Raw genomic sequence first — 13,674 nt, forward strand, 5'->3', positions numbered from 1 at the left:
GCTACTCCTTCGGCGCGAAACGGACCATCAACTCTCGGGGAACGACGACGAACGTCTCGTTGGGCAGCACATCCTCCAGCTGGGCCAGCGCCTCGGCGTCGATGAGCCGATAACCCTGCACAACAATGTCTCCGGTGTCCGTCTCGTACAGAGTCGGGCATTTTCCACTGACTGACGCCGTTCCGAGCTTGCGCAGCTTCATGCCTCTCCTCCTCGGGGGGATGCTCCCAGTTTGTCCGCTCCTCCGAGGAGTCGCCAGAGATTTCCCACCACTTCATCAGCAATCTCAAGCAACCCTGCCCCTTGCCCCGACTGCCGCTTCTACCGTCCGGAGCCAGGAACTCAGCAGTCTTCGAACCGCTTCTGTGAAAGGCGTCCGCTGTGAGTCAGAGCGCGGCCGGTGTCCCCGAGAAACCACACATGCTCGCCCCCTATGTCCGAGTCGGTGTACAGGACGGCCGGCTCTTTCTCGGATTCGGCTCCATTCAGCGGGTCTTCGACGACCCGTCCCTGTGGGGGCCGCTGATCCGTCTCGTCGACTACTACTCAGTTCCCCGCACCTATGACGAGGCCACTGGTTTCCTGGAACGCGAATGCGGACTCTCTCCCGAGCGCGCCGAGGAGCTCCTGGGGGTCCTCCGTGGCGGCTGCTATCTCATTCCGGCAGGCTCCTACCGACCGGAGGACAGATACAGCCGTCCCACCCTGTTCCACGGGCTCTGGGGCGCCGATCCGCAGGAGGTCCAAGAGCGCCTGGCGGGCAGCCACGTTGTCTTCCTGGGCTGCGGCGGTATCGGAAACCTGATGTCGGTCGCCCTGGCCACCGCTGGAGTCGGCCGGGTGACCCTCGTCGACGCCGACCACATCGAGAAGAGCAACTTGACCCGGCAGTACCTGTTCACCGAGACCGACGTCGGTGCGGCCAAGTGCGAGATCCTGGCTCGGGAGTTGCGCGCCCGCAACTCCGACACCGAGGTATGCACGATCAGACGGCGGATCACCAACCGCGCCGACCTCGACGTGCTTCCCCAAGCCGACCTGCTCGTGCTGTCAGCCGACTCCACCGGCATCACCGAACTCGTCAACACCCACTGCGTCACAACTGAAACGGCCTGGCTCAACGTGTGCTACGTCAACGACATCGCGGTATGGGGACCGCTGGTCATCCCCGGACAGACCGGATGCTGGTCCTGCCATCAACTGACCGCCCGGGATTCTTCGGGGAGTGCGGAACTCGACGCCCTGATCTCCCGCATCAATCGCCGCTACCAGGCACCCTCGCACGGTTCGACCAACATGCTCTCCTCCGCGCTAGCCAGCCTCGACGCCCTGAAATACCTGGGCGGTTTCGGGGCTGTGCAGTCGCTGGGCCGAAGAGTAGGGGTGTGGACCCACCAACTGCGTCTGGACGAGCAGCCCAGCACCCCGAATCCGGACTGTCCGACCTGCGGCCCGCTCCGGGCGTGACCGCATGACCACAACCGACCTCAAGGGGGTTTTGTTGCCTTCCGCTTCCTGTGTCTTCTGCGCGATCGCCGCCGGGGAGGAGCCCTGCCACCCGATCTGGGAGGACGAGCACCACCTGGCGTTTCTGTCGATCTTCCCCAACACCGAGGGGTTCTCGGTGGTGATCCCCAAGGTGCACCGACCCAGCTACGTGCTCCGGATGGACACCGACGCCTACCTCGCCCTGCACCTGGCCGCCCGCGAGGCGGCCCGCCGCCTGGACGCCGCGTTCGCCGACGTGGCGCGTACCGGGATCATGTACGAGGGCTACGGCGTGGACCACGCCCACGCCAAACTGTTTCCCATGCACGGCACGGCGGGCAACGAGGGCGACTCCTGGCGGGCGGTGCACTCGTCGGTGGACGTCTACTTCGACCGCTACCGGGGATACCTGTCGTCCCACGACCACGCCCGCGCCGACGACACCGAACTGGCGGCCCTGGCCGAACGCATCAGGAAAGCGGGGAGTTGAGGCAGTCTCTCCTCACACGGAAAAACGGTGGGAACGCGCTCCCACCGTTTTCTCTTTCCACGAGGGACGGAAACCAGGGCTTCCGCCCCTCGTTCTCTCTGCTGTCGCCGCTAGTTGCTGCCGTCGCCGTTCATGGGAACCTCCTCGACTTTTCCGCAGGGAATCGGTCCGGGGCGAACTCGCGGAAATTCCGCTTGCTGCGTCCCACGGCGAACCTAACACCGGCTCCCTGCCAGAGGATTTGGTGTTTCTCCGAATTTCTCACGGGAGAGGAACTGATCCGAAAGATCAGGATCATGCCGGACGAGGGGCGCGGCGGCCGGACCCGCCGCCGGCAACCCGTGCCCGACCGCCGCCCGGCGTGCTCCGCCGCCCTCACGTCCGCTCTTCGGGGGCAGCCGCACCGACGGAGTCGGCGGCGACCTCCTCCAGCCTGCGCCGCAGATGCGCCCGTTCGGGTTCGGTCCGGGCGAGGTCGAGTGCCTGCCGGTAGAGCGCCGCGGCCTCGACCGTGCGGCCGAGCCGGTGCAGCAGATCGGCCCGCGCGACCGCGTAGGGGGCGTAGTCGCGCAGCCGGGGTTCGTCGGCCAGTCCCTCCAGCAGCGTCAGCCCCACCCCGAGACCGTCGCGCATCGCCACCGCCACGGCCCGGTTCACGGCGACGACCGGAGACGGGATGAGGGTGAGCAGCACGTCGTAGAGCGCCACGATCTGCGGCCAGTCGGTGGTCGCGAGATCCGCGGCCTCGTCGTGCAGCGCGGCGATGGCGGCCTGCACCCCGTAGGGGCCGGGCGGGCCGCCGCTCAACGCGACGGGCACCAGGGCGAGGCCCTCCTCGATCATCACGCGGTCCCAGCGGGTGCGGTCCTGCTCGTCGAGCAGCACGAGTTCGCCGCGCGGACCGGTCCGCGCGGCGCGCCGCGCGTGGACCAGCAGCATCAACCCGAGCAGGCCCGCGGTCTCCCGCTGGTCGGGCAGCAGGCGGCGCAGGATGCGCGCCAGTCGGATCGCCTCGTCCGCGAGGTCGAGCCGCTGCAACTCCTGTCCCGAACTGGCCGCGTACCCCTCGGTGAAGACCGAGTAGACAACCTGGAGCACCCCGGGCAGCCGCTGCGGCAGATCCTCGACGCCGGGCACGCGGAACGGGATGCGGGCCTGGCGGATCTTCCGCTTCGCCCGGGTGATCCGCTTGGCCATCGTCTCAACCGGCACCAGGAAGGCCCGCGCGACCTCGGGTGTGGTCAGCCCGGCGAGGCAGCGCAGGGTCAACGCCACGCGGTCCTCTCCAGACAGCGCCGGATGCGCGCAGGTGAAGAAGAGCAGCAGCCGCTCGTCGGGCAGGCCGCTGGTGTCCTCGGGCGGGGCGGGGGCCGCCCGGTCGGCGTCCACCTGCAGCACGGCGAGCCGCGCGGCGTAGGCCCGGTCCCGCCGCAGCCGGTCGACGGCCCTGCGCCGCGCCGTGGTCATCAGCCACGCGCCCGGCTTGGGGGGCACGCCCTGGACCGGCCAGTGCACCAGCGCGGCCTCCAGCGCCTCGGAGGCGACCTCCTCTGCCAGGTCGAGGTCGCCGAACCGGCGGACGAGGGCGGCCAGCAGCCGACCGTGCTCCTCCCGGAACACTGCTTCCACGGCCGACTCCGCGGAGCCCGCGTGTCCCCTGTGCACCGGTGTCACACCTCGAACTCGGCGACCGGCCGCACCACGACCGAACCGCCGCCGCGCGCCCCCGGGCAGCGGGCGGCCCACTCCAGCGCGGCGTCCAGGTCGGGCACGTCGATCACGTAGTAGCCGCCCAGCACCTCGCGGGTCTCGGCGAACGGCCCGTCGGTGACGGTGCGCTCCCCCGTCGGCCCGACCCGGACGGCCGTGGCGGTGGTCAGGTCCGCCAGCGAGTGCCCGGACACGTGGACTCCCGCCTCCTGCACGGCCCTGTCGTAGGCCATCCAGTCCTCGACCGAGGACCGGCACGCTTCGGCGGCCTCGGCGTCGGTCGTCGCGGCGCTGTTGATCAGCAGCATGTACTTCACGGTTCAACTCCAGGTCCTGTCACGGCGGGTCGTTTCTCGCACGGCGCGGTCACCGTACGCCATCACCACGAACGGGGCACGGCCGGATGGACACCGCACCGCGAGATTTCTTCACCGGGATTCGGGGCAGGCCCCTTCCCGTTCCGCCGACGGCCTCGCCCCGCCGGTCGCGGACGGTCTGCCGCGCCCGCACCACGGTCCGCGGTGCGGGCCGTCTGCGCAGCGTCGCTGCGGACGGTTCCGCAGAGACTCTGCGGCGGGGCGCGATATCGCCGTCCCCTGCCAACGATCAGGTCTGCGGCGCGGCCCAGGTCTTGCGCCCCGTCACGGGAAACCGCCTGCGGTCTCACGAACGGACCCCTGCGCCTTCTGCGCGATCGCCGCCGGGGACGCGCTCTGCCATCCGATCTGGGAGGACGAGCACCACCTGGCGTTTCTGTCGATCTTTCCCAACACCGAGGGGGGCTCGGTGGTGATCCCCAAGGCCCACCAGCCCAGCTACGTGGTCCGGATGGACACCGACGCCTACCTCGCCCTGCACCCGCTACCGGGGATACCTGTCCTCCCGCGCCGACGACGCCGAACCCGCGGCCCTGGCCGAACGCGTCAGGGAAGCGGGCCGGTAGAAGCGCCTCTCCTGCCACATCGAGGTCTGATGGTCGGATTCCACGGCGGATACGGTTCCGCCGCCACTCCCGGCAAGGCCGAGGCATTCCACAAAAACCCTCCAAAAACGGGACACCACCGGCTGCCGGTGGCCGGTCGAGGCGCCAACCCGTGGGAGCCCGCCCCGGACGCCGGGGTGGAGTACCTCACCCATCCTCGGGACCCCCGCACCCGCCGCAGAACCCGACACCCACACCTCAGTCAGGGCGTCCAGTTGGCCCGGCAGGGCCGGTAGGGCGTCGAGTCCGCTGGTGGAAGCGGGGACCTGGACCTGGGCGGCCAGGCGGCGGTCAGGGGTCAGGGCCGACATGGGGTGGATCGCGGCGGTGTCGGTACGAGCCGATCCGCGTAGGGTCCTGCCGTCCACAGCCATGACAGACAGGGGTGGTGTCAGACACGGCGGGCCAGGCTCCGGGGAGTTGGATCAGCCGACGATGGCGCGCTCTTCGGGGTATTCGAACCGGCGCGTCGTGTGGCGCAGCGCCAGGGCGGAGGCGAGGGTGATCGGGCCGACGCGACCGGCGAACATCAGCAGACACAGCAGGTACTGCCCCGCGGCCGGGAGGTCGGCGGTGATGCCAGTGGACAGCCCCACCGTGGCGAAGGCGGAGATCACCTCGAACAGGAGTTGGTCCAGGGTGAAGGGGGTGATGGTCATCATGACCAGCGTGGACACGAACACGGTCCCTATCGCCAGCAGCGCGACCACGATCGCCTGCCGCTCGACGCCCCGGGCGAGTCGGCGGTGGCCCACGTGCACGGCGGACTCGCCTCGGACGCTGGCGTAGACCACGAACGCCAGCAGCGAGAACGTGGTGACCTTGATGCCACCGGCCGTGCCTCCGCTGCCGCCTCCGATGAACATGAGCATGTCGGTGACGAACAGTGTCTGCGTCTGGAACTCGGCGGTGTCGAGGCTGTTGAACCCGGCGGTGCGGGTCACCACGCTGTGGAAGAACCCCGACAGGATCTTCTCGCCGATGCTCATGGGTCCGAGCGTCCCGGCCTTGTTCCACTCCAGCGCGGTGGTCGTGACCGTGCCGACCGCCAGCAGGACTCCGCTGGTCCACAGGGTGATCCGGGTGTGCAGCGACAGCCGCTTCCCGGCTCCGGTCCGCCGGGTGCGGGTCCGCCGCCACAGTTCTATCCACACCGGGAAGCCGAGACCGCCCGAGACCACCGCGAACGCGAGCGGCAGGATGATCCACGGATCGGTGGCGAACCCCATGACGCTGTCGGAGTACAGCGCGAACCCGGCGTTGTTGAACGCCGACACCGCGTGGAACAGGCCGTGGTAGAGCGCCTGTTCCGGTGGATAGCCGTAGCCGGCGAGGAACCGCAGCGTCAGCGCCACGGCGGTGACGGCCTCGAACAGCAGGCTGAAGCCGATGATCCCCAGGACCGCCCTGCGTACGTCGCCCAGGGTCCAGGCTTTGGTCTCCGCTTCGGCGGAGAGCTGTACCCGCAGGTTGATCCGTTGCCGCACCAGCAGGATCAGTGTCGTGGTCAGGGTCATGATGCCCAGTCCGCCGATCTGGATGAGCACCAGGATCACCCATTCGCCGAGAAACGACCAGTACGCGGGGGTGTCCACGATGATCAGACCGGTCACGCACACCGCCGAGACCGCGGTGAACAGGGCGGTGGTGAAGTCCGTCGCCGTCCCTGTCTGCGAGGCCGCGGGCAGCATCAGCATGGCCGTGCCGAGTGTGATCAGAATCGCGAACGTGGCCACGGTCACCTGGGGAGATCTACGCCACGCCCGGATTCTGGGCGAACGGGACAGCTTCCTCCTGTCCTCCTGCTTCCTGCTGGTCCGTCTGCGACGGCGGGACCGTGCCGATCTGTCAGTACTGCCCGTACGTACCGCCAACTTCTTCCCCCATCGGCATCCAGCTCCGGCTGCTTCCCCGAGCCGGTCCCGGGCACCTCTGTGAACAGCGCCGAACACCTCAGAGGCAAGCTGATTCTGCTCCTCGGCCGGATGGCTGGGAAAGAGGGTAAGCGGTCAGGACAGGAGCATTGAGACCGGCGCCAGGGGTCCACAAACACGGAAGACGGACCCCTGGCGCCGAGATCGTCTCTCCGGCCCTTTGCCCGATGCAGGGAGGGGGTCTCTCAGGAGCCGACCCTCGCCCCGGTCTCCTCGGCCTCCCTCTCCTGGCGCTCCCGCGGGTTCTCCTCGCTCTCGGTGATGCCGACGCGGTCGTGCAGCCAGCGCAGCGGGCGGGGCAGCCACCAGTTGGCGCCGCCGAGCAGGCGCATCGTGGCGGGCACCAGCAGGGCGCGGACCAGGGTGGCGTCCACGACCACCGCCATCGCCAACCCGATGCCGATGATCTTGAGGAACAGCAGGCCGGAGGCGCCCATCGCGACCAGCACCACGATGAGCAGCAGCGCGGCGCTGGTGATGATGCGCCCGGTACGCTGCAGGCCGACCGCGACCGAGTGGGTGTTGTCGCCGGTGGCCAGGTACTCCTCGCGGACCCGGCTGAGCAGGAACAGCTCGTAGTCCATGGCCAGGCCGAAGGCGACGATGATGATGAGCACCAGGTAGGTGGGGTCGATGGTGCCGACCGCGTCGAAACCGAGCAGGTCGGCCAGGTGGCCCTCCTGGAAGCCCCAGATGACCACGCCCAGCGACGCGCCCAGCGACAGAAAGCCCATGACGACCGCCTTGAGGGGCAGCACGACCGAGCCGAACGCCAGGAACAGCAGGACCAGGGTGCTCAGCGAGACGAACAGCAGGGTCGTGGGCACCGTCTCGACGATGGCGTCGACGTTGTCGAGCTGCTGCGCCGCCGCTCCGCCGACCAGGACCTCCTCAGCGCCCTCCGGAGCGTCGGCGTCGCGTACCGCCCGCACCAGGTCGGCGGTGGAGTCGTCGTCGATCTCGCCCTCGTAGGCGACGGTCAGGTGCGCGGCCTCGCCCTCGGCCCGGACGAGCTGGGCGCCCTCGGAGCCGTCCAGGTCGGCCAGCTCCTCGGCGAAGGCGGCGAGGTCGGCCTGGTCGACCTCGCCGGTGACCACGACGTCGATCTGCCCGGTGCCGCCCGCCGGGAAGTCCTCCTCCAGGATCTCGGTGGCCTGTCGGCTCTCGGCGTCGGCGGGCAGGTAGCGCTGGTCGGTGGTGCCGACGTCCAGCGAGGTGAGCGCCGAGGCGAACGCGACGAGCACGGCGGCGACGGTGAGCAGGTACAGCACCGGGCGGCGCATGACGCTGTGCGCCAGCCGCGACCAGCCGCCGACGCGGTCGTCGGCGTCCGCGCCGGAGCGCCTCCGGCCGAACAGGGGCAGCCGCAGCGCGTCGATGCGGCGGCCGACGACCGACAGCAGGGCCGGGAGCACGACGAGCGCCGCGATCAGGTCGAACACCACGACCGCGATGCCACCCAGGCCGATGGAGCGCAGGATGGGCTGCGGGAAGAACAGCAGTCCGGCGAAGGCGATGAGGACGGTGACGCCGGAGAAGGCGACGGTCCGGCCCGCGGTGGCCAGGGTGACGGGCACGGCGGCGGCGACGTCGCCGGTGCGGCGCATCTCCTCGCGGAACCGGCTGACCAGGAACAGACCGTAGTCGATGGCCAGGCCCAGGCCCAGGATGGTGGCCACGTTGACGGCGAACACCGACACCTCGGTGACCTGGGTGAGCGCGCGCAGCAGCACCATCGCGCCCAGCACCGCCAGGCCGCCGACGGCCAGCGGCATCAGGGCGGCGACCACCCCGCCGAAGATGACGACGAGCAGCACCAGCAGCAGCGGCAGGGAGATGAGTTCGGCGCGCACGACGTCGGACTCGGCCTGCTCGGACAGTTCGCTCTCGATCGCCAGCGAGCCGCCGACGCGGGTCGTCAGCGTCTCGGCTTCGAGGTCGTCGGCGATCGCCTCGAAGGACTCCATCCGCTCGGCCCTGTCCTCGCCCTCCAGGGTGAGGGGCACGTACACGGCGTGCCGGTCCTCGGAGACCAGCGCGCCGCGCTGGAGTTCGCCGAGGTCCGGGTCCAGGTAGCTGGTGACCGAGGCGACGCGGTCGTCGGACAGGCGGTCGAGCACGTCCTGGACCTCTTCGGCGAACTCGGGGTCGTCGACGGTCAGGTCGTCGCTGCGGTACACGGCCACGACGTCCACCGCGTCGTGCCCCAGTTCCTCCTCGATCACCTCGGTGGCCCTGGTGGACTCCGCGTCGGGGTCCTCGAATCCCCCGTCGCTGACCGCGCCGAACAGGCCGGTGCCCCACAGGGCGGCGAACACGATGAACGCCCCCGTGGCCAGGAGCACCCAGATCCGTCCCCGATGGGTGGACCGGCCGAGCGCAGAGAACATGGACGTGTCTCCCTCGGTGTTAATTTGTGGTAAATGGCGATAATCTCAGCAAACGCCGTTAACTCCAGCGCACGCCGCTCACTGTACCAAGAGCGCCAGAAACAGCCACCGACACCCCGGTTGAGGAATCCCGTGCCAAAAGACGCAATCTCCCCTCCGTTCGGCGCCGCGCAGCCCGCCTCCCCGCAGCCGCGACGGGTGCGGATGCGGGAGGCCACGTTCGCGGAGATCAAGGCGATCGCCCGCCGCCACCTCGTCGACCACGGCCCCGAGGGGGTCTCGCTGCGCGCGATCGCCCGGGAGATGGGGATGACCGCCCCCGCCCTGTACCGCTACTTCTCCAGCCTCAACGACCTGCTGCTGTCCCTCCAGGCGGACCTCTTCGCCGAGTTGAGCGCCCACATCACCGATGCCAGCGCTCAGGTGCCCGACGACGACGTCGACGGGCGCGTCCTGACGTCGCTGCGCGCCTTCCGCTCCTGGGCGCGGACCAACCGCGCCGAGTTCGCCCTGCTGTTCGGCCCCCGTGGGCCGCACCACCTCTCCGGTCCGCACGAGGGGGTCGCGCTCCGGGAGGGGCAGCGCTTCGCCGCGACCTTCCTCACCCTGTTCGACCGGCTGCTCGCGGAGGACCGGGTCCCGCTGCCCGACTCCGCCTCCTTCTCCCCCGAACTGCGCCGCCAACTGGACCTGTTCGCCGAGTGCGCCGGGTTCGGCGGCGAGAACGCCACCGAGGGGGCGCTGCGCGTGCTCACCGCCTGCTGGGTGCGGCTGTACGGGCTGGTGTGCATGGAGGTCTTCCAGAACATGGCGTTCGCCGTGGACGACATGGAGCCGCTGTTCGAGGCCGAGCTGCGCGACCTGCTGACGTCGATCGGTGTCCGATACCGGCCACCGGGGCGCTGACCGGAACCGGAAGCGGCCACGAGGCGTCTCACCGGGGTGCCGACCGAAATATCCCGCACCGACCGCGGGATGTCCGAATATTGTTGACTTCTCCGCTGTCAACCCCCCGACAACGAAGGACCCTGTTGTGGACACGCCTCGCGGTGGTGAAGCCGCTCCGGCTCCGACCCCTCCGCCCTCGCACCCGCCCCACGAGAGCACCGGCCCGCCCCCCGCCGCGCAGCGCCCGCCCACTCCTCCGCCCCCGCAGACCGCGCCCGGCGGCCCGGCGCCCTCCCCGCAGCGCCCGCCCGCGCCCCCGGCGGCCCCCTGGGCCGCGCCCGGCGGCCCGCCCCCCGCCGTGCGGCGCCCGACCATGTCCCAGCCGCCCCAGGGACCGCCCGTCTTCGCCGGGCCGCACACGCCCGCGGCGCCCCCGCGACCGCACCACCACCCCGGCCGACCGGGTCCCGGGTCCCCCACCGGCGCCTACGGGCAGCCCGGCCCGAACCCCGCCGCGCACCTCGCCTCCGCCGGGACCGGGGCGTGGGGGCCGTATCCCCTCCCCGCCCCGCAGCCGCCACCGCAACGGGGCGGCACGAGTCTGTGGCTCACCGCCGGCGGCTCCGCGCTCGTCGCCGCGTTCTCACTGCTGGCGTGCGTGACACTGATGACCACCACGCTGAGTGGCGGCTCCGAGGCCCAGGCGTCGGGCAAACCGCGCCGGGAGGTCCTCTACGAGGACAACTGGTTCCACACCGCCAAGGGCATCACGGTCGACGCCGCGTCCCACCCGTTCTACAACCTGGCCGCCCCCTCCCCCGTCGACTGCGACATTCCCGACTTCGACCCCTCCTCGGCGGCGGAGTGGGAGACCTTCACCGACACGATCGGTCCCTGCCTGAACGAGATGTGGCTGGCTCCGCTCGAGGAGATGGGGCTGCGCCCGGAGGAGCCGCACTACGTGATCATGGACGAACTCCCTCCCGAACTGCGCGGCGAGTCCGAGGAGGAGGGGTTCACCCTGGCCTACTACATGGAGCACGACCTGAGCATCACCATCCTGGTGCCCAGCGTGAAGCGGCTGCTGCCGTACCCGAACATGGACGACGAGCGCATCTGGTTCGCCCTGGTCGCCCACGAGTACGGCCACCACGTCCAGGGGGAGACCGGCCTGCTGGACGCGGCCTACGACCTGGAGCGCGACGCCGGCTCCCAGGCGGAGCAGTTGCGGGTGGGGCGGCAGATCGAACTCCAGGCCGAATGCCTCGCGGGCACGGGCACCGCCGTGGTCGACGACCACGACGCCGACGACGTGGCGTTTGTCAACCGCAACTTCAACGAGGACACCGGGGACAGCGACACGCACGGCAGCGCCGACAACCGCGTGCACTGGTTCAACTCCGGAGCCACCGGGGAGACCATGCAGGCGTGCAACACCTTCGACTCGGAGGCCGCCCTGATCCGCTAGTGCCCCGGCCGTGCCGCCCCCGCCGGGGGTGCCTCCGTCCGAGGGCTCCGGGGCCTCCCGGGGGCGGTGGCGCCTCAGAACGCCCGGGTCCCGTGCGGGGTGTCGCCCGTGCGCGGCGACTCCAACCGCTGACGCGCTCCGGCCAGTCGGGCGGTGTCGTTCCTGATCTCTCCCGCGGTGGAGCGCAACTGGTCGGCATGGTGCCGGTGTCGGCGGGCGCTGATCTTCGTCCGCGTCCACGAGGTGACCCCGAAGATCGCCAGAGCCGTCGTCCCGCAGGCGAAGAACAGGAACATGGCGACCATCACTTCCATGGCGGCGGTGTAGTCCACGGCCGTCAGCACCAGGGCGCAGAACAGCAGGACGGCACTGATGAGCGTCCAGCCGACCGTCAGAACGACCACGTCGAACACCCTGCGCCGCCGCCACCTGCCCGACGCCTTCTCGGCCGCCTCGACGTACTCGGTGTGCCGGTACAGCAGGGTGCCCTCGACCTCGGCCAGGAGTCCGGCCAGCGGCAGACACTCCTCCAGCACCGCCGCGGCGCCCGCCGCCCCCGGTCCGGTCGCCGCTCCGAGCGCCGCCGCCAGGGCCTCCAGCCACCGCTGCTCCCCGGAGTCCGGGGAGAACGGCGACTCCCGGACGACGTCGCGGACACCGGTGAGCAACTGGTCCACGATCCGCAGCGCCACCTCGGCACGGCCCAGGTCGACCAGCCCCGAGGCGCTTCCCGCCCGGGTGGGGACCGGCTGGGCGGCCCCGCTCCGGAACACCGTCTGGGCCGCCCCGCTCGCGGTGAACGCCTCGTTGATCCGCTGCGAGGCGGCCAGCACGGCATCGACCGAGGCCGCGTAGTCGGACAGCAGTCCCCGGTACTCGGCCTGGGCACCGGAGTGGGCCGCCATGACGCGCATGACCTCCACTATGTGCGCGAAGGACTTGGCCCGCATCCTCTGCTCACCGAAGACCCTCATCAGCAGGGCGGTCCGCTCCGCGCCGGTGCGCGCCTCCAGTGCGGCGCGCAGCGCCCCCGGACGCATGTCGTCGCCCCGGTAGACCGGCGGCAGGTCGGGGCGCAGGTCGGCGACGAACCGGGCCAGGACCAGGTCGGGGTCCTCCGGCCGCCTGCGCAGCAGACCCCGGTTGACGGTGGTGTCGCCGAGGTCGTCGACCAGCCAGTTCAGCAGTTCGGCGCGCTCGGCGTCGTCGGCGAACACCGCCGCGCCCGCCGCCCAGCGGCGCTGCATCCCCGCGGCGAGGTCGCCGGGGCTGTGGAAGAGCGTCCCGGCGAACTCGAACGGCGGGGCCTGGTGGCCCGGCGTTGCGCGCGGCGGTGTCGCGGCGGGCGGGGTGTGCTGCGCGCCCCCCTGACGGCTCTCGTGCCCCTCCGGACGAGGGGTCTTTTGGGTGTAGGAGAGCGTGTCGCCCCCCAGCACCGCGGTCCGTCCCCCGCTCAGCGCGGCGTCGGTGTCGGCCGCGTGCTCCTCGTGGCCGATCAGCAGGCTGAGCACCTGGTGGGCGCTGGGCCGCCGCCGCGGGTCCTTGTCCAGACAGCGCCGCACCAGGGGCAGCAGCGCGGGAGGCAGCCCCGCCAGGTCGGGTTCCTCGCTGAGTACCCGGTGGATGACCGCCTGCTGGTTGGGGCCCGCGAAGGCGTCCCGCCCGGTGGCCGCGTACACCATGACCGCGCCCCAGGCGAAGACGTCCAGCCGGTCGTCGAGCAGACCGCCCCGGATCTGCTCGGGCGCCATGTAGGCGGGGGTGCCGACCACTCCGCTGGCCATCACCTGGGCCTGCTCGGCGGCCTTGGCGATGCCGAAGTCGATCACCCGGGCGCCGTCGGGCGCGAGGATGATGTTGGCGGGCTTGAAGTCGCGGTGCAGGATTCCGGAGGTGTGGATGGCGGTGAGGGCGGTGGCGGTGGCGACCGCCACCCGCTCCAGGGCCGCCCCCTCCAGCGGTCCCCGGTCGCGCACCCGGTCCGCGAGTGTGGGGCCCTCCAGGTACTCGGTGGCGATCCACGGCCGGGGCGCGTAGGGGTCGGCGTCCAGCACCTGGGCGATGCAGAACTGCTTCACCTTCCGGGCCGCCGCCACCTCGCGGGCGAGGCTGTCGCGCACGTCGTCGGTGATCGCACCGTGGAGCAGCTTCACCGCGGCCCGCCGCCCTCCGGCGTTCTCGCCCAGGTAGACCGCTCCGAATCCGCCCTGACCCAGAAGAGCGGTCAGCCGGTAGCCACCGACCTCGGTCGGCTGTCCGTCCACGCCCGCGTGGCCCGTCATCACGTCTCCCGTCGCACGTGTCGCTTTCTCCGCGGGCACCCA

At 70.8% G+C, this 13,674-nt stretch carries 10 protein-coding genes and 1 pseudogene; 5 read left to right on the forward strand and 6 right to left on the reverse strand.

Annotated elements, in window-relative coordinates:
* Position 1 precedes the first annotated feature (1 nt).
* Positions 2-202 (reverse strand): hypothetical protein, encoded by a 201-nt coding sequence (locus tag NI17_RS11745; RefSeq protein WP_068693028.1) that lies wholly within the window; start codon positions 200-202, stop codon positions 2-4.
* A 218-nt stretch (positions 203-420) separates the two neighbouring features.
* Here NI17_RS11745 and NI17_RS11750 point away from each other — a divergent pair, with 218 nt between their 5' ends.
* Both NI17_RS11750 and NI17_RS11755 read left to right on the forward strand, forming a co-directional pair.
* A complete protein-coding gene (locus tag NI17_RS11750; protein WP_084012769.1) occupies positions 421-1,467 on the forward strand; it encodes a TOMM precursor leader peptide-binding protein in 1,047 nt (348 codons plus the stop codon).
* 34 nt (positions 1,468-1,501) lie between these two features.
* A complete protein-coding gene (locus tag NI17_RS11755; RefSeq protein ID WP_234402067.1) occupies positions 1,502-1,978 on the forward strand; it encodes an HIT family protein in 477 nt (158 codons plus the stop codon).
* Positions 1,979-2,353: 375 nt separating this feature from the next.
* Here the strand turns inward: NI17_RS11755 and NI17_RS11760 are convergent, their stop codons facing one another.
* Both NI17_RS11760 and NI17_RS11765 read right to left on the reverse strand, forming a co-directional pair.
* Positions 2,354-3,607: an RNA polymerase sigma factor gene (locus NI17_RS11760; RefSeq protein ID WP_234402068.1), complete on the reverse strand. Its 1,254-nt coding sequence runs from the start codon at positions 3,605-3,607 to the stop codon at positions 2,354-2,356.
* 41 nt (positions 3,608-3,648) lie between these two features.
* Entirely contained in the window at positions 3,649-3,996 is a 348-nt protein-coding gene (locus tag NI17_RS11765) for a YciI family protein (protein ID WP_234402072.1), read from the reverse strand.
* Between the two features lie 385 nt (positions 3,997-4,381).
* On the opposite strand from NI17_RS11765, the pseudogene NI17_RS24710 reads away from it, so the two are divergent.
* Positions 4,382-4,546 (forward strand): annotated as a pseudogene (locus NI17_RS24710) (HIT family protein); the annotation flags it as partial.
* Positions 4,547-5,095: 549 nt separating this feature from the next.
* Here the strand turns inward: NI17_RS24710 and NI17_RS11770 are convergent.
* Positions 5,096-6,457, reverse strand: a complete 1,362-nt coding sequence (locus NI17_RS11770; protein WP_084012777.1) for a TrkH family potassium uptake protein — start codon at positions 6,455-6,457, stop codon at positions 5,096-5,098.
* A gap of 332 nt (positions 6,458-6,789) precedes the next feature.
* On the reverse strand, positions 6,790-8,994 hold the full coding sequence (locus tag NI17_RS11775) for an MMPL family transporter (RefSeq protein ID WP_243597694.1): 2,205 nt from the start codon (positions 8,992-8,994) through the stop codon (positions 6,790-6,792).
* Positions 8,995-9,126: 132 nt separating this feature from the next.
* Here NI17_RS11775 and NI17_RS11780 point away from each other — a divergent pair, with 132 nt between their 5' ends.
* Positions 9,127-9,900, forward strand: a complete 774-nt coding sequence (locus tag NI17_RS11780) for a TetR/AcrR family transcriptional regulator (protein ID WP_369974861.1) — start codon at positions 9,127-9,129, stop codon at positions 9,898-9,900.
* A gap of 355 nt (positions 9,901-10,255) precedes the next feature.
* Entirely contained in the window at positions 10,256-11,350 is a 1,095-nt protein-coding gene (locus NI17_RS11785) for a neutral zinc metallopeptidase (protein ID WP_068693035.1), read from the forward strand.
* A 74-nt stretch (positions 11,351-11,424) separates the two neighbouring features.
* Here NI17_RS11785 and NI17_RS11790 read toward each other — a convergent pair whose 3' ends face one another.
* Positions 11,425-13,632, reverse strand: coding sequence for a serine/threonine-protein kinase (locus NI17_RS11790; protein ID WP_068693036.1), 2,208 nt, complete (start codon positions 13,630-13,632; stop codon positions 11,425-11,427).
* Positions 13,633-13,674 lie beyond the last annotated feature (42 nt).

Origin of the sequence: Thermobifida halotolerans, assembly GCF_003574835.2 — a bacterium.
Classification (GTDB): domain Bacteria; phylum Actinomycetota; class Actinomycetes; order Streptosporangiales; family Streptosporangiaceae; genus Thermobifida; species Thermobifida halotolerans.